At 65.4% G+C, this 15,947-nt stretch carries 17 protein-coding genes; 15 read left to right on the top strand and 2 right to left on the bottom strand.

Going from position 1 to position 15,947, the window contains the following annotated elements; translation table 11 throughout:
• The first annotated feature begins 336 nt into the window (after window positions 1-336).
• From HNP49_RS17605 to HNP49_RS17615, 3 genes are read left to right on the top strand one after another with little or no spacing between them, the layout of a single operon-like run.
• Complete coding sequence (locus HNP49_RS17605) at window positions 337-1,173, top strand: transporter substrate-binding domain-containing protein (RefSeq protein ID WP_184685464.1); 837 nt, start codon at window positions 337-339, stop codon at window positions 1,171-1,173.
• Window positions 1,173-1,523 carry a DUF4398 domain-containing protein gene (locus tag HNP49_RS17610; protein ID WP_184685466.1) on the top strand — a complete coding sequence of 117 codons (351 nt, stop codon included), beginning with the start codon at window positions 1,173-1,175 and terminating at the stop codon, window positions 1,521-1,523. Before HNP49_RS17605 ends, HNP49_RS17610 begins: the two co-directional genes overlap by 1 nt.
• Window positions 1,523-2,320: an OmpA family protein gene (locus HNP49_RS17615; RefSeq protein ID WP_184685582.1), complete on the top strand. Its 798-nt coding sequence runs from the start codon at window positions 1,523-1,525 to the stop codon at window positions 2,318-2,320. The genes HNP49_RS17610 and HNP49_RS17615 overlap by 1 nt, the downstream gene beginning before the upstream one ends.
• Window positions 2,321-2,376: 56 nt before the next feature.
• Here HNP49_RS17615 and HNP49_RS17620 read toward each other — a convergent pair whose 3' ends face one another.
• Window positions 2,377-2,778 (bottom strand): hypothetical protein, encoded by a 402-nt coding sequence (locus HNP49_RS17620; RefSeq protein WP_184685468.1) that lies wholly within the window; start codon window positions 2,776-2,778, stop codon window positions 2,377-2,379.
• 145 nt (window positions 2,779-2,923) lie between these two features.
• Here HNP49_RS17620 and HNP49_RS17625 point away from each other — a divergent pair, with 145 nt between their 5' ends.
• The 10 genes from HNP49_RS17625 to HNP49_RS17670 all read left to right on the top strand — a co-directional run bounded on the left by HNP49_RS17625 (window position 2,924) and on the right by HNP49_RS17670 (window position 14,112).
• The gene (locus tag HNP49_RS17625) at window positions 2,924-4,363 is read left to right on the top strand and encodes a PLP-dependent aminotransferase family protein (RefSeq protein ID WP_095939067.1); all 1,440 of its coding nucleotides are present in this window, start codon (window positions 2,924-2,926) and stop codon (window positions 4,361-4,363) included.
• Between the two features lie 394 nt (window positions 4,364-4,757).
• Entirely contained in the window at window positions 4,758-5,546 is a 789-nt protein-coding gene (locus tag HNP49_RS17630; protein WP_184685470.1) for an ABC transporter substrate-binding protein, read from the top strand.
• A 66-nt stretch (window positions 5,547-5,612) separates the two neighbouring features.
• Window positions 5,613-6,338 (top strand): ABC transporter permease, encoded by a 726-nt coding sequence (locus tag HNP49_RS17635; protein WP_184685472.1) that lies wholly within the window; start codon window positions 5,613-5,615, stop codon window positions 6,336-6,338.
• The gene (locus tag HNP49_RS17640; RefSeq protein WP_184685474.1) at window positions 6,335-7,078 is read left to right on the top strand and encodes an ABC transporter permease; all 744 of its coding nucleotides are present in this window, start codon (window positions 6,335-6,337) and stop codon (window positions 7,076-7,078) included. The genes HNP49_RS17635 and HNP49_RS17640 overlap by 4 nt, the downstream gene beginning before the upstream one ends.
• Before the next feature lie 5 nt (window positions 7,079-7,083).
• On the top strand, window positions 7,084-7,857 hold the full coding sequence (locus HNP49_RS17645) for an ATP-binding cassette domain-containing protein (RefSeq protein ID WP_184685583.1): 774 nt from the start codon (window positions 7,084-7,086) through the stop codon (window positions 7,855-7,857).
• 46 nt (window positions 7,858-7,903) lie between these two features.
• Entirely contained in the window at window positions 7,904-9,352 is a 1,449-nt protein-coding gene (gene lysA, locus HNP49_RS17650) for a diaminopimelate decarboxylase (RefSeq protein WP_184685477.1), read from the top strand.
• Between the two features lie 84 nt (window positions 9,353-9,436).
• A complete protein-coding gene (locus HNP49_RS17655; RefSeq protein ID WP_221445293.1) occupies window positions 9,437-10,420 on the top strand; it encodes a LysR family transcriptional regulator in 984 nt (327 codons plus the stop codon).
• 102 nt (window positions 10,421-10,522) lie between these two features.
• Window positions 10,523-10,990, top strand: coding sequence for a DUF2271 domain-containing protein (locus HNP49_RS17660; protein ID WP_184685479.1), 468 nt, complete (start codon window positions 10,523-10,525; stop codon window positions 10,988-10,990).
• A gap of 10 nt (window positions 10,991-11,000) precedes the next feature.
• On the top strand, window positions 11,001-13,208 hold the full coding sequence (locus HNP49_RS17665; RefSeq protein ID WP_184685481.1) for a PepSY domain-containing protein: 2,208 nt from the start codon (window positions 11,001-11,003) through the stop codon (window positions 13,206-13,208).
• A complete protein-coding gene (locus HNP49_RS17670) occupies window positions 13,198-14,112 on the top strand; it encodes an FAD:protein FMN transferase (protein WP_184685483.1) in 915 nt (304 codons plus the stop codon). The genes HNP49_RS17665 and HNP49_RS17670 overlap by 11 nt, the downstream gene beginning before the upstream one ends.
• A gap of 84 nt (window positions 14,113-14,196) precedes the next feature.
• Here HNP49_RS17670 and HNP49_RS17675 read toward each other — a convergent pair whose 3' ends face one another.
• Window positions 14,197-14,637, bottom strand: coding sequence for a hotdog fold domain-containing protein (locus HNP49_RS17675; RefSeq protein ID WP_184685485.1), 441 nt, complete (start codon window positions 14,635-14,637; stop codon window positions 14,197-14,199).
• A gap of 149 nt (window positions 14,638-14,786) precedes the next feature.
• Here HNP49_RS17675 and HNP49_RS17680 point away from each other — a divergent pair, with 149 nt between their 5' ends.
• On the top strand, window positions 14,787-15,404 hold the full coding sequence (locus HNP49_RS17680) for a TetR/AcrR family transcriptional regulator (protein ID WP_184685487.1): 618 nt from the start codon (window positions 14,787-14,789) through the stop codon (window positions 15,402-15,404).
• A gap of 71 nt (window positions 15,405-15,475) precedes the next feature.
• On the top strand, window positions 15,476-15,946 hold the full coding sequence (locus tag HNP49_RS17685) for a MerR family transcriptional regulator (protein WP_184685489.1): 471 nt from the start codon (window positions 15,476-15,478) through the stop codon (window positions 15,944-15,946).
• The last annotated feature ends 1 nt before the right edge of the window (window position 15,947 follow it).

The raw sequence follows: 15,947 nt of genomic DNA on the forward strand, positions 1-15,947 counted from the left end.
GGATAGGGTCTGTTGGCGTTTCGGCGCAAACCGCGTTGCTGCATCAAATGGTGCCAGGCTAGGCGCAGGACGTCGGCAATGGTCATTCCCTTGCCAAGTCCTGCAACGACGGCTGGCGCCATTTGCCGCGCAACCCGAAGGGACGGGCCATTTTTTGTGCACGGCGGTGTTGCTCGATGGCTCATTTAGCGCACTAAACTTTGCATCTCGCGCCTTGCCGTGCGCAAAAAATGGCGCCGTCGCGGCTGTGCCGAAACGTCAACAGACCCTAAACTAGCACGTCGGCCCTGGCCGATTGTGTGTTGTCCGTTTGCCCAACCTTAGGTTCAGCTGGGAATGTCTATGCGCAGTAAAGCGTTGTGGTTGTCATTGCTGTTGGCGCTGATGAACCTGCCGGTGCAGGCAGAGGATGCCTGCGAGAAGCTGGTGGCCACCGGCAATCCGGAATATCCGCCCTACCTGTGGCGTGACCCGGCCAACCCAGGTCAACTGATCGGTGCCAATGCCGAGCTGCTACAGCATCTCGGCAAGGAACTGGGGCTGACGATCGAGGTGATCCACACTGGCACCTGGGCCCGCGCCCAGGAAGAGGCCAGGAGTGGTCGCGTCGACCTGCTGGCCGGTGCCTTCCTTACGGTGCCGCGTCTGGGCGTGATGGATTACATCCACCCGGCCTTCTACGAGACTCCCAGCGTGGTCTGGACGCAGCGTGGCAAGTCATTTGCTTACAGCGGCTGGGCCGATCTGGTCGGCAAACAGGGCGCGACGCTGGTTAACAATAGCTTTGGTCAGGGCTTCGATCAGTTTGCTGGCCAATCGCTGCAGATCCAGCAATTGCCGAGCCTGACCCAGGCCCTGCAGATGCTACTGCTCGGTCGTGTCGACTATGTGCTGTACGAGCGTTATCCCAGCGTGGCGCTGGCCCGTCAGTTGGGCATGCAGGAGCAGCTGGAGAGTCTGGAACCGCCAATTTCCAGTGAGGGTCTGTACCTGACCCTGTCGCACAACTCCGCCTGTAACGACGCGCGCCTGCGTGGCCAGCTGGCGCAGAAAATGACCGAACTGCTGGCCACCGATCTCCCCGAAATCATCCTGCAGCGCAATATCGAGCGCTGGCAGGGACAACAGGTGACTCCGGTTGAGGCACCAGCTGCAGAGGAAAACCCGCTGTGATGCGCCACCTTCTTCTTCTCGGCCTGCTCGCTGCCTCGCTCAGCGGTTGTGCCAGCGACCCCGCGCCACTTGAACAGATGCGCCTGACCGAACAGACCCTGGACCAGGCGCGTGCCGTCGGTGCCACGCCGGCTCTGGAGGAAATGCGCCAGGCCGAGGCCAAGTTTGCCCGGGCCCAGAAGAACATGGGCGAAGCCGACTACAAGCGTGCCCGCCAGTTTGCCGAGCAGGCCGAACTGGATGCACGCCTGGCGGAAGCCAAGGTGCTCACGGCCAAGAGCGAACAGGAACTGAAACAGATCAATCTGCGCATCAAGCGGGTGCGCCAACAACTGGGAACCTTGCCGTGATGCGTTACGCCAACGCCCTTGTCCTGCTGCTACCGGTACTGCTGCAGGGCTGCGCGACCAAGCCGGACGACCGCCAGAGCCTGGAGCAGGCGCAGCAGGCCTTCCTGGCGGTCAAGAGTGACAACGATGTATTGCGCGTGGCGCCCAAGGACGTGATCCGCTCCGGCGAGTCGCTGGCCCGTGCCGATCGCCTGTCCAGCTACTGGGGCAGCGATGGCGACATGCAGCACTATGCCTACCTCAGTCAGCGTTACAGCCAGATTGCCCGCGAACACACCGATGCGGCGCTCAACGCCGAGCGCCTGCAGCGCGAGCAGCTGGAGCTGGAGCGCCTGCAGCTGACTCTGCGCGAGAGCAAGCTGCTCAGCGTGGCCGGCAGTGACGATGACGAGCAGATGTTCGCCCTGGCGGCGGCCGAAACCGATCGCGGTCTGGTGATGACCCTGGGCGATGTACTGTTCGACACCGGCCGTGCCGATCTCAAGGCGTCGGCCAACCGCACCGTGCTCAAACTCGTGCAGTTCCTGCAGAACAATCCGCGCCGGGTGGTGCGTATCGAGGGCTACACCGACACCAAGGGTGATGCGGCGTTCAACCTGCAGCTGTCCAGGGACCGGGCGCAAACGGTGGCCGATGTGCTGATCGATCTGGGGATCGACCCGCAGCGCATCAGTGTGCGCGGCTTCGGTGAGGCCTATCCGCTGGCTGAAAATGCCTCCAGTCGCGGCCGGGCGCAGAACCGCCGGGTCGAGATCGTGTTCTCCGACGCCAATGGCAAGCTGGGCATGGAGCGCTGAGCGCTTACCGTGAAAGATAAACCCCGGCCATTGGCCGGGGTTTTCGTTTGCAGGGGTTAAAGCCCGCGAAACAGGTCGTGGGCATCCAGCAGGCGGTAGGCGATTTCCGGGTGCTTCTCCAGGCCCCGGCGGATTGCCGCCGGAATGGCCTGGCGGGTCTTGCGGCAAAGCCCCGGCAGGTCATCGATATGAATGCCGATGCCGCGCATGCTGCGCACTTCGTTGTGCCCGGGGGCTATCTCGAGGCGAATGCCCAGTTGCTCATGCAGGCGGCGCTGCATGTGCTCGAGATCCTCCAAGCTCTGGATGTTTTCCAGACGCTCCAGCAAGCGCTTTTCCTCCTGACGCGTCAGCAGCAGGATGCGCGCGGCCGTGCCGGGCAGCTGCAGCAGCTGCTCGCGGTCGCAGGTGCAGGCGCCGGGAGGGCAGGGAGAGCGGATGGGCAGAGACGAGTTCATGGGCACTGATCATAGCCAGCCGTGGCGCGGCTTGCCTACAGGCGCCGTGCGCCGGACTGTGCTGGCGACTCCCTGATGAACTGTACTGGTTGTTTTTCGCTGTGTTGCGCTACTGTTTCGGTTCAGTGACGCAGGAAGCCCGAACATGACCAATCTGTTGCTCTACCAACGCATCGCCCAGCAACTGGCCGAGGATATCCGCCGCGGTGTCTATCAGCCGGGTGAGCGCGTGCCCTCGGTACGCAAGCTGAGCGTACAGATGAGTGTCAGTCATGCCACGGTGCTGCAGGCCTATGCCAATCTGGAGGATCAGGGGCTGATCCGCGCCCGGCCGCAGTCCGGCTACTACGTGCACCAGACCGCCGCGCTGACTGCACCGACGCCAGCCATTGCCCATGTCGAGAAGCCCGCCTGCGTCACCCGCAGCAGCATCATCAGCGAAGTCCTGAGTGCCACGCGCCGTGAAGGCATCTTCCCATTGGGGGCGGCGGTGCCGCACGTGTCCTACCTGCCGGTGCGTGCCCTGCATCAGCAGATCGCCAAGGTCACCCGCTTCAACAGCCCGCAGGCGTTCAGTTACATGTTCAGCCCCGGCTACGAGCCGCTGCGGCGTCAGGTGGCGATTCGCATGCGCGATGCCGGCGTGGTGGTCGATCCCAGTGAGGTGGTGATCACCCATGGCTGCGTCGAGGCCATCCATATGGCCCTGCGCGTGCTGACCCAGCCGGGCGACCTGATCGCCACAGAGTCGCCCACCTATTACGGCCTGCTGCAGCTGGCTGATGTGCTGGGCCTCAAGGTCATCGAGATACCCAGTGATCCGAATACCGGCATCAGCCTGGAAGCGCTGCAGCTGGCTGCCAGTCAGTGGCCGATCAAGGCGCTGGTGACGGCCGGGCGGCTGTCCAACCCGCTCAGCGCGACCATGCCCGAGGAGCGCCAGAAGCAGTTGCTGAACATGGCCGAGGATTTCGGCTTTGCCGTGATCGAGGATGATATCTACGGCGAGCTGATGTTCGAGCCCAACGGTGCCCGCGCCATCAAGGCCCATGATCGCAATGGCCAGGTGATCTACTGCTCCAGCTTCTCCAAGACCCTGTCGCCGGGCGTGCGTATCGGCTGGATCATCGCCGGGCGTTATCAGGAGGCCGTGCAGCGTCTGCAGACCTTCAGCACCCACTCGGCCTGCAGCGTCACCCAGATGGGCGTGGCGGCCTACCTGGAAAATGGCGGTTACGACCGTCATCTGCGGCATATCCGCCAGGAGTACCGCAAGAACGTCACGGCCTATCAGTTGGCGGTGCAGCAGTATTTCCCCGAGGGTACGCAGATGACCCGGCCGGCCGGCGGCTTCATCCTCTGGGTCAGCCTGCCGGCGCGGGTCAATACCCAGGAGCTGCACCTGCGCGCACTGGCTGAAGGGGTCAGTGTGTCGCCGGGGCTGACCTTCAGCACCACGGAGCAGTTCAACCACTGCTTGCGCCTGACCTGTGGCATCCCGTGGAACCGCGAAGCGGAACGGGCGATTCAGACCATCGGCCGACTGGCCCGTGAGCTCTGTGCCGAGGCGGATGCGCGTCACTGACTTGGCTGCCTGTTCCGCTCTGTTCTCCTTAAAAACGGCTCCCTGAGCCGTTTTTTTCGTCAGGGCTTCGCGGACGCTTTTTCCCTTTTCGTGCTCCGTGCTGGGGCAGCGTACGCCGTATCGTCTTCACGGTTTTTCGGGCTTGAGCCGAGCTTTCGGGGCTTGCCGCTGCCTGGTCATCCCTGCACCGATAGGGTCATCTAGACGACCTATTGCTCCTTGCTGGTGCCGTTTTGTCTGTGCGCATTCATATAGCTGAGAGCTATGTATTGGATTTCAAAGATACATTTGAGTAATGCGTGATGGCGGCAGATTCTAGCCCGCAAGCAGGCCTGACCCGCCAGTCAGCGGGCAGCCCTGGCCTCACCGATCCATTGCCCAAGAGGACAACAAGATGAACAAGACTCTGCGCTCCCTGATCCTGGCCGCTGCGGCCATCCTGCCGACCACCGCCGTTCTGGCCAGCGAGGGCCAAAGCCTGCGTATCGCCACCGAAGGCGCCTACCCACCCTTCAACTTTTTCACCGCCGACGGCCAGCTGGGCGGCTTCGACATCGAGATCGGCCGCGCCCTGTGCGCCCAGATGAAGGCCAATTGCGAGTTCGTCGCCCAGGACTGGGATGGCATCATCCCGGCGCTTCTGGCCGACAAGTACGACCTGATCATCGCCTCAATGTTCATCACCGAGGAGCGCAAGCAGAAGGTCGCCTTCACCGAGCCCTACCAGAAGTCGGCCATGACCTTCGTGGTGCCCAAGGATTCGGACCTCAAGGACTTCTCGCCCAAGGGCCTGGCCGGCAAGACCATCGGCGCCCAGGGCTCCACCACCCAGGGCGACTACCTCTCGGCCATGTTCCCCGACTCCGACGTGCGCCTGTACCCGACCCAGGACGCGGTGAACCTCGACCTGGCCTCCGGTCGTCTGGATGCCCAGGTCGGCGACATGATTCCGATGCTGGAGTGGACGCAAAAGAGCGAGGACGGCGCCTGCTGCGTGCTGGCCGGCGCGCCCATCAGCGAGGCCAAGTACGTGGGCGAGGGCGTCGGCATCGCCCTGCGCAAGGAAGACGCCGCCCTGCGCGAGCAGCTCAACCAGGCGCTGGCCGCGATCATCGCCGACGGCACCTACAAGGCCATCAACGACAAGTACTTCTCGGTCAACCTGCTGACCCTGCAGAAGTGATGCACCGGGCCCGCAGGGGCCCGGGCTTCGCATTGTTCTTCCTTCTGATCGAGAAGAGGCTGTTCTATGGAGTGGCTCTCCTACCTGAGTTTTACCGGTGGCGGCTGGGGCGACGAGTTGCTGCGCGGCCTGGGCGTAACCCTGGCGCTGGCGGCGGCCAGCCTGCCGGTCGGCCTGGCCCTGGGCCTGGCCGTGGCGGCGCTCGGCCTGTGCCGGCGGGCGCTGTGGCGCGGCCTTGCGGCCTCCTTCAGCACCACCATCCGCGGTCTACCGGAATTGCTGACTCTGTTCATCATCTACCACGGCGTGGGCCTGGCGCTTAACAGCCTGCTCAAGTGGCTCAGCCCGGGGGCGACGCCGGTCGAGCTGAGTCCCTTCCTGGCCGGGGTGATCGCCCTGGGCCTGGTGTTCGCCGGCTACTCCAGCGAGGTCTGGCGCGGTGCCTGGCAGTCGCTGGACCGTGGCCAGCTGGAGGCGGCCCAGGCCATCGGCGTGCGCCGGCTGACCATCTTCCGCCTGATCGAGCTGCCGCAGCTGCTGCGCCTGGCGCTGCCGGGGCTGGGCAACCTGTGGATCAGCCTGATCAAGGACACCGCGCTGGTGTCGGTGATCGCGCTGAACGACCTGATGCGTATGGCCAACGTGGCGGTTGGGGTGACCAAGAAGCCCTTCCTGTTCTTCGCCGTGGTGTGCCTGGTCTACTGGGCCATCTGCCTGCTCTGTGAATGGGGCCTGGCCCGGCTGGAGCAGCGTGCCAACCGGGGCTTCGAACGTGAGGGGCGCGCAGCATGATCGACATCCTCGAACGTTTTTCCGGGCAGTTGCTGTCCGGCGCCGGGCTGACCCTGCAGATCACCCTGATCGCCTCCCTGCTGGCGTTCTGCCTGTCGCTGCCGCTGGCGCTGCTGCGGCGCAGCCCGAGCGCCGCCTGGCGCTGGCCGGTGCGTCTGTACGTGTCGTTCTTTCGCGGCACGCCGCTGCTGGCCCAGCTGTTCCTGGTCTATTACGGCTCCGGGCAGTTCCGCGTGCCGCTGACCGAGGCGGGGCTGTGGTGGTTCTTCCGTGATCCGTACTACTGCGCGCTGCTGACCTTCGTGCTCAATTCCACCGCCTACCAGGTGGAAATTCTCCGCGGCGGCCTGCGTGCCGTGCCCAGCGGGCAGATCGAGGCGGGCATCGCCCTGGGTCTGCGCAAGCTTGAGCTGTATCGCCGGATCATCCTGCCCAACGCTTACCGCATCGCGTTCCCGGCGCTGGGCAACGAGTTGATCCTGCTGCTCAAGGGCAGCGCGGTGGTCAGCGTGATCACCGTGCTCGACGTGATGGGCCAGACCCGCCGCGCCTTCTCGCAGACCTTCGATCTGTCCGTGTACTTCTGGGCCGCCGTGCTCTACCTGCTGATGACCACGATCTTCGTGCTGCTCTGGCGCCGTCTGGAGCGCTGCCTGACCCGCCATCTGCACTGTCGCAGCGCCCAGCCGGGCAAGCGTCGCGGCCTGTTCACCCGCCTTTCCACAGGAGTGGCCCCATGACCACCATGCACCATCCGCAGGCCGCCCTGGAGGTGGAGAACCTGCACAAGTCCTACGACGGCACCGAGGTGCTCAAGGGCGTGTCGCTGACTGCCCACAAGCATGAGGTGATCAGCATCATCGGCTCCAGCGGCTCGGGCAAGAGCACCTTCCTGCGCTGCATGAACCTCTTGGAATTCCCCGACAGCGGCACCCTGCGGGTGCACGGCGAGGAGCTGGAGCTGGCCGCCGACTCGCGCGGCAATCGCTCCAAGCGCTTCCAGCGGCAGATCGAGCGGGTGCGCACGCGCCTCGGCATGGTGTTCCAGTCGTTCAACCTGTGGCCGCACATGAGCGTGCTGGAGAACGTGATGATGGGCCCCTGCATCGTCCTCGGCCGCCCGCGCGAGGAGGTGGAGGCCAAGGCGCGCAGCCTGCTGGCGCGGGTCGGCATGCTGGAGAAGTGCCAGGTCTACCCCGAGTGCCTGTCCGGCGGGCAGAAGCAGCGCGTGGCCATCGCCCGTGCCCTGGCCATGGACCCGGAGGTGATGCTGTTCGACGAGCCGACCTCGGCGCTCGACCCCGAGCTGGTCGGCGAGGTGCTGCGGGTGATCCGCGAGCTGGGCGAGGAGGGCCGCACCATGATCATGGTCACCCACGAGATGCGCTTCGCTCGCGAGGTGTCCTCGCGCGTGGTCTACCTGCACCAGGGCCGCATCGAGGAGCAGGGTACGCCCGAGCAACTCTTCGGCGACCCACAGTCGGCCAACCTGCGACGCCTGCTGGCGACCCAGCACTGATTTCCCTTTTTCTTACTGCCTACTTTTACTGAAAAGAGTCCCCGACATGACTTCAGTCGTTTCCCTGCACCCGTGGAAGCGTGGTGCGCACCTCACTAGCGCCAACAACCAGCTGCTGATTGATGGCGTCAGCGCCGTCGAACTGGTCGAGCGCTATGGCTCGCCGCTCTACGTCTATTCCGAGGCGCGCCTGCGCAAGAATGCCCGCGACATCCTTGAGAACTTTCGCCGCGAACACGCCAATACCCGCGTCTGCTTCGCCAGCAAGGCCTGCGCGAACCTCGCCGTACTCAGGGTGTTCAAAGACTGTGGCCTGGCCCTGGAAGTCAACTCCGGCGGCGAGTTCCACAAGGCCTGCGTGGCCGGTTTCGCCCCGGGCGAAATGGTGTTCAACGGCGTGGCCAAGCAGGTGCAGGAGCTGCGCGAGGTGATCGAGGCCGGCATCGGCTCGATCAACGTCGATTCGCTGTCCGAGCTCGACCGCATCATCACGGTCGCCGTCGAGCTGGGCCGCCAGGCCCGCGTGGCGCTGCGCATCATCCCGGAGATCCGTGGCGGCGCCGCCGCCGGCTGGCAGACCGGCACCTCCAGCTCCAAGTTCGGCATGACCGCCGACGAGCAGGCCGAGGCCATCGAGCGCATCCTCGCTCAGCCGCAGGCGGTGAAGATGGTTGGCGTGCACGCCCATATCGGCACCCAGATCACCGACATCGCGGTGTACCAAGCCGAGGCGGCCTTCCTCATCGATTACGTGCGCGAGGTGAGCGAGCGCCTGCCCTATGCCCTGGAGCACGTGAACCTGGGCGGCGGCTTCGCCAAGAACTACAGCAGCGCCGAGGAAAACTTCGCCACGGTGGCGCCGCACTACCGCGAGAACTACCGCACCGACATCGACTTCGCCCGCCTGGCCCAGCAGCTGATCCGCCCGATCAGCCAGGCGCTGGGGCAGGGCATCGAGATCATCGTCGAGCCGGGGCGCAGCATGGTCAGCGACACCGCCATCCTGCTGACCCGCATCGAGGCGCACAAGGCGCGCCAGACTCCGGTGTTCTACCTGGACGCCGGCTACAGCGTGCTGTTCGACCTGTACAACAGCTGGTACTTCCACATGCTCAACGCCTCGCGCAGCGATGACCGCGACACCGCGCTGTTCCGCATGGCCGGCCCGCTGTGCGACAGCAGCGACACCTACTACGACATCGAGGGCGAGGGCGCGGTGGCCGAGCTGATCGCCGAGCAGCCGGCCCTGGCCGAGCATCGCGAGGTGCTGGAGCAGGTGCTGGTGCACCAGCCCAACCTGCGCGAGTTGCCGGCGGCCACGGAGCAGGGCGATGTGATCGCGCTGCTGGATGTCGGCGCCTACGCGTTGGAGATGATGAGCCAGTACTGCGGTCGTCAGGCGGCGGCCGCCGTGCTGGTCGATCTTCAGCAGGGCAGCCGGCTGATCCGCCGCCGCGCCGAGTACGCCGACCTGCTCAGCCATGATGTCGACTGAGCACAACGGTGTGTCGCCTGAGAGGCAGCTCTGTGCTGCCTTTCAGGCCTGCGGCAATGCTAAGGTCTGCCAGGAGCCGCCACCATGACGGCCTGCCTGGGAGAAACGCCGATCATGCTGTCGCCGCGCGAGCGCCTGCTGCGCAATCTGGACTGGAACCTGCTGTACACCTTCCTCGTCATCGTCGAGGAAAGCAGCATCACCGGTGCCGCACGGCGCCTGTCGCTCAGCCAGCCGAGCGTGAGCAATGCGCTCAAACGCCTGGAAGAGCACCTGGGCATGCGCCTGATCCAGCGGCGCAAGGGCATGTTTGCCCTCACCGAGCAGGGCCTGCGGGTGTACGAGTACGTGTCCTCGGCCGGCAGCATCATGGAGCAGATGGCCGAGCAGTTCGCCGGTGAGGCCGGCGCGGTGCTCGGCGAGCTGCAGATTCAGGTGGCCAGCCATGTCAGCTGCCGGCCTTTCGACGCGGCGCTGCTGCGCTTCCACCAGCAGTACCCCAACGTGCTGATCAGCCTCAGCTCCGAGCCCAGCGCGCACATCGTCGACGCCGTGGCGCAGGATCGCCTGCACATCGGCATCAGCAACAAGAAGACGGCCCAGACCGGCCTGCACTTCGACCTGCTCGGTTACGAGCAGATGGCCTTCTACTGCGGCCCGACGCACCCTCTGTTCGGCCGCCGGGACCTGACCAGCGCCGACCTGCGTGGTCTGTCCTATGTGTCGTTCGAGAGCGACCAGCCCGGCGAGGGCCTTAGCGCGGTGAACAACGTGCGTGCCGAACAGCAGTTCTGGGGCCGGCTGGTGGCGGTGTCGCCCAACGAGGAGGAAATCCGCCGGCTGATCCTCGCCGGCCTCGGTTTCGGCGCCCTGACCGTGGAGGGCGCCAAACCCTTTGTTGCGCAGAACCTGCTGTTCCAGCTGCCACCCTACGACGAGCTGCCGGTCAACGAGGTGTACCTAGTGACGCCGGAGAACCAGCTGCTGAGCGACGTCGAACAGCTGTTCATCGCCCTGCTGCGCGACGCTGCGGTGGACGAGGTGCGCGAGCGGTATTTCAGGGGCTAGCAGGGGCGCCTTAAGTCCATCTTAAGCCCATGGGCTGGGCCATTCAGCCTGGTTTCAGGCAGCCCGGTTAAGGTCGAACCATTCCTTCTGGAGAGGTTCGCCATGCACAAGACCGCCATTACCTTCGCCCTCGCCGGTGCCACCGCGCTGCCCCTGGCTGCCCAGGCCCGCGAGATCACCCTGCAGACCACGCTGAATGAGTACCGGGGCAACGAGGCTTATCTGGCCTTCTACGTCACCGATGCCCAGGGCAATTACCAGCGCACCCTCTGGGTGTCCGGCAAGAAGGCCAAGTACTACAAGCACCTGCGCGACTGGGTGCGCTCGGGCAATCAGCGCTCGGAGTTCGACGGCCTGACCGGCGCCAGCGTCGGCAGCGGCGAGACGCTGGAGGTGGCCGTCGAGCTGGAAGACGCGCTGATTGATGCGGGCTACGAGATCCGCATCGACAGTGCCGTCGAGGACAAGCGCGACAACCGCGCCGAGGTTCGCCTGCCGCTCACCGCGCAGCCTGGCCAGACCTCGGGCGGAGCCCAGGGCTACGTCGAACGCTTCGGCTACCAATTCTGAGGGCAGTGTCATGTCGCAGCGTATTCATCTGCTGGCCAGTCTCGCGCTGGGCCTGCTGCTTCTGCTCTCGGCCGCCACCGGGCTGATACTGGCCGGCAACCAGCTGAGCGAACAGCTGCAGGCACCAACCACCACCGACAGCGTGGCGCAGATGGCCGAACGGGTTGCCGCCGCCGTACCGGGCATCGAACGCATCGAGCGCGCGCCCAGTGGCGTGCTGCGCGTGGCCTTCAGCACGGCCGAGGACAGCGGTGTGCTGCGGGTCGATCCGGCCAGCGGCGCGGTGCTCGGCTCCTATGAGCCCTCTGCCCTGATGGAAGGTCTGCGTGATCTGCACCGTGATCTGCTGCTCGGCTCGGCCGGTCGCTGGCTCAGTGGCCTGTCGGCGCTGGGCCTGTTGCTGCTGAGCCTGAGCGGCGCCTGGCTGCTGGCCCGCCGCCTGGGCGGCTGGCGTCGTTTCTTGTTGCCCATCGCGCCGGGCCGGGGCCTGGCCCACTGGCACACGGTGGTGGCGCGCTGGACGCTACCCGTCGTGGTGGTGCTGGCCCTGAGTGGGCTGTACCTGTCGGCCGTCAGTCTGGAACTGATCGCTAGCGGCGAGGAGGGCGCCAACTATCCCGACGCCGTCTATGCGCAGCCGGCCGCCCCTCTGGGCAACCTGTCGGCGCTGCGCAACCTGGCGCTGGAGGACCTGCGCGAGCTGGAGTTTCCGGCCGACAGGGACGAGGGCAATTACTTCACCCTGCGCACGGCCACCGGCGAGGGCTTCGTGAATGCCGCCAGTGGTCAGTGGATCAGTTTCCAGCGTTATGGACTGGCCCAGCGCCTGTCGGAAACCGCCTATGTGCTGCACACCGGCGCCGGTTCGCCGTTCTGGTCGCTGCTGCTGGCCGGCTGCTCCTCGGCGCTATTGTTTCTCACCGGTTCGGGCCTGCTGGCCTGGTGGCAGCGCAGGCGCCTGACCGGCGAACTGCGCGGCAATGTGCCGGCCGAGCAGGCGCAGGTCGTCGTGCTGGTCGGCAGCCAGAGTGGCAGTACCTGGCACTACGCCCGTCAGTTGCTAGCCCAGTTGCAGGCCGCCGGCCAGCGCGTACACGTGGCCAGCATGAACCAGCTGCAGCCGCACTATCCGCAGGCCCGTAAGCTTGTGCTGCTGGCCGCAACCCATGGTGATGGCCAGGCGCCGGACTCTGCCCGCGACTTTCTCCAGCGCCTTGAGCAGAGCCCGCTGCCTGAGCATCTGCATACCACCGTGGTCGGCTTTGGCGACTCGCGCTTCCAGCATTTTTGTGGCTTTGCCCGGCAGGTGGCGCAGCAGCTCGAGCGCCAGGGACACGCGCTGGCGCTGCCCCTGCAGTGCATCGACCGGAGCGAGCCGGCTGCGCTGCAGCAGTTAGCGCAGGGCCTGGGGCAGTGGCTGGGCTGTGCGCTGCAACTGTTGCCGGCGCAGCCGCATGTGGCCCTGCAGCGCCTGGAGTTGCTCAGTCGCGAACTCTACGGCGAAGAGAGCGAGTCGCCGGCGGCCATCCTGCGTTTCGCGCTGCAGCCCGAGCCGCGTGCGCGTGGACCGGCTCGTCTGTGGCAGCGCCGCGCCCGTTTCTCGCCGGGTGACCTGCTGGCCATCCGCCCGGGTGAGGGCCTGGCACCGCGCTTCTACTCGATCGCCAGCAGTGACGAGGACGGCGCCGTGGAAATCTGCGTGCGCCGCCAGCCGGGCGGGTACTGTTCCGGCCTGCTGCATCGCCTGCAGCCGGGCGACTGCGTGGAAGGTTTCATCCAGCCGCACCCGGACTTTCGCCCTGCGGCTGGCCGCCACCCGGTGATTCTGATCGGTGCCGGCACTGGGGTCGCCCCGCTGATCGGCTTTGTACGCAAAAACGTCAACCAGCGCCCGCTGCACCTGTACTGGGGCGGGCGCGACCCGCAGGCGGATTTCCTCTACGGTCGCGAGCTGGAAAGCTACCTGGCCGAGGGTCGCCTGACCGGGTTGCGCCTGGCCTTCTCCCAGGGGCTGGAACCGTGTTATGTGCAGGATCGCCTGCGCGAGGACGCGCAGCAGTTGAGCCTGCTGTTGCAGCAGGGCGCCCAAGTGCTGGTCTGCGGTTCGCGGGAGATGGCGGCCGGTGTGCGCGCGGTGATCGAGCCGGTGCTGCAGACTCTGGGCGAAAGCCTCGAACAACTGCGCTTGCAGGGGAGGTATCGCGAGGATGTCTACTGAGATGCTGCGCTATAGCCTGAGCGGGCCGACCATGGGCACGCGCTTCAGCGCCGTACTGCAGGCCCTCGCCGGGCTGGATACCGACGCTCTCGGCGCCACGTTGCAGGCAGAGGTGGATCGGGTCGACCGGCAGATGTCTACCTGGAAGCCGGACTCTGACCTGATGCGCCTGAACGCCGCGCCTTGCGGGCAGTGGTTGGAGGTGCCGGACGAGCTGCTCTGGGTGCTGCTCAGTGCAGTGCAGGTGAGTGTTGCTTCTGATGGCGCCTTCGAGATCGCGGTGGGTGAGCTGGTCACGGCCTATGGCTTTGGCCCGCCATCTTTGGTTGGCTGTGCCCCGGGCCGCTCCGGGCGCGCCAGCGAGCTACTGGAGATCGACCCCGAAGGAAAACGGGTGCGCAAGCATGGGCCGCTGACGCTGGACCTTAACGGTATCGCCAAGGGCTTTGCCGTGGACCAGATGGCGCGCTGCCTGGAGGCTCAGGGCATCACGTCCTATCTGGTCGGCATCGACGGCGAGATGCGCGCCCGTGGCCTGAAGGCCGACGGCAGTGCGTGGAAGGTGGCGCTGGAGCGACCGCTGCGGGGCCGGCGCGAGGTGCTGGGCGCGCTGGAGCTGTCCGACATCGCCATCGCCACCTCCGGCGACTACCGCCACTGGCGCGAGCGCGACGGCCAGAGCTATTCACACACCATGGACCCTGCCACCGGCGCGCCGCTGCAGAGCAACCTGGCCTCCGTCTCGGTGCTGTGCGCCAGCTGCATGTACGCCGACGCCTGGGCCACCGCGTTGATGGTGCTGGGTCCTGAACGTGGCCGGGAGCTAGCCGAGCGCCAAGGCCTGGCCGCCATCTTCGTGCTGCGCGAAGGCGATGCGCTGCGCGAGGTGACGGTCGGGCTCTGACCCAAGGCAACTCGCAAGAGGGCTGATCAGCTTAATCCCCCAGGGCGGTCAGCACGGGGGACTTCTTGCCAACTCTTATGGCTATCAGGCGAGTTTGACGTTCATGGTGATGCGCGCTGTAAACACTGTCTTGCCTTCGCTATCACGGATCTCAACCGGCACCAGCTTGTCGCCTTCGCTGTTCCAGTCGATCTCATCGCCAAGGGCCATCGCTGTCACTTCGCTCTTGGCCTTGGCCAGGTACTCCACGGTCATGCCCTTGGGAATCCAGCGTGCGCCACCGGGTATGGATACGTTGGTCATCATCCCGGCGGCCAGCTCGGCGGCGTTGCACAGGGCTATGGCATGCACGGTGCCCAGGTGGTTGGTGATCTCGCGGCAGAAGGGCACCTTCACCGTGGCCCCGCCCTGGCGCAACTCGGCGATCAGCGGATTGATGGTGGTGAAGTAGGGCGCCATCTGGCAGGCCATCTTGCTGAATGCTTCGGGACCTGCGCTGTTGAACATGCTGAGAACCTGGTTCATCTCGACCTCTGGTCTGTGGGAATAAATTAACAGAACAGTATTCTGTAAAAGAACAATATTCTGCGATTGCCCGCTTCGTCAAGCCCGGCCGGGCTTACCGATCGATGCAAGACTGGCCTACCATTGGCTTTTTCCGACCTGTACCCCTTATGGAAACCGCAGATCTACTGATGCGCCGCTACCCCGGCAGAAGGGCAGAACTCAAGCGCAGCATCCTTGGCAAGGCGCTGGCCTGCTTCAACGAGCAGGGTATCGAGGCGACTACCATCGAAACCATCCGCTTGGCCTGCGACACCAGCGTGGGGGCCATCTACCACCACTTCGGTAACAAGGAGGGGCTGGTGGCGGCGCTGTTCTTCGCGGCGCTGGACGACCAGGCCGAGCAGCGCCAGCAGTACCTCACGGAGGCCAAAACCGCTCAGCAGGGTGTGCATGCTCTGGTGCACAGCTATGTCGACTGGGTCAGTCGCCAGCCGGACTGGGCGCGCTTTCAGTTTCAGGCCCGTTTCGCCGTGGCCACAGGTCCCTTCAGGAACGAACTGGCCAGCCGCAACAAGGCGCGCAACCGGCAATTGCTCGAATGGCTGGCACAGTACGGCCAGGGCGAGGAGATGCGCCGCCTGCCGACCGAACTGCTGCCCTCGCTGATCGTCGGTCAGGCCGAGAGCTACTGCCGGGCATGGCTGTCCGGAAGGGTCAAGGGCGAGCCGGCGGGCTACCGCGCGCTGCTGGCTGAAGCGGCCTGGCGCTCGATCGCCGGTGAGTAAAGATGACAGCCTGACCTTGAGGTTAACGTTAAGCTCCGCAGCAAGGGCGTCACTGGCGAGGCATTGCGCACATGAAAATTGGTGAACTGGCAGAGCGAACGGGCCTCAACCCTTCGCGGATCCGCTTCTACGAAAGCATTGGCCTGCTGAAGATGGTCGAGCGTCAGGCCAACGGCTACCGGCGCTATCCGCCGGAAGCGGTGCTGGTGCTCAACCTGATCACCACGGCGCAGAAGGCGGGGTTCAGTCTCGACGAGCTGCGCACCCTGTTGCCTCAGGACCTGTCCCAGTGGCAACACGGCACGCTGCTCGACACCCTGCAGGGCAAGGTCCGCGATATCGAGGCGCTGGAGCGGCAGCTGGGCGAGAGCAAGCGCCATCTGCTCTCGCTGATTGCCGAGATCGAGTCCAAGCCCGATGACATCGATTGCGCGACCAATGCCCGGCGAGTTCTGTCGGGCCTGCATTTGGGCGAGCAGTCGATGCCGGCGTTGGAGGGTGTCACGCCGCCAGGCCGGAACCGGTCTGGCAGGCAGCGTTAAG

Source organism: Pseudomonas fluvialis, assembly GCF_014207935.1.
GTDB lineage: Bacteria > Pseudomonadota > Gammaproteobacteria > Pseudomonadales > Pseudomonadaceae > Aquipseudomonas > Aquipseudomonas fluvialis_A.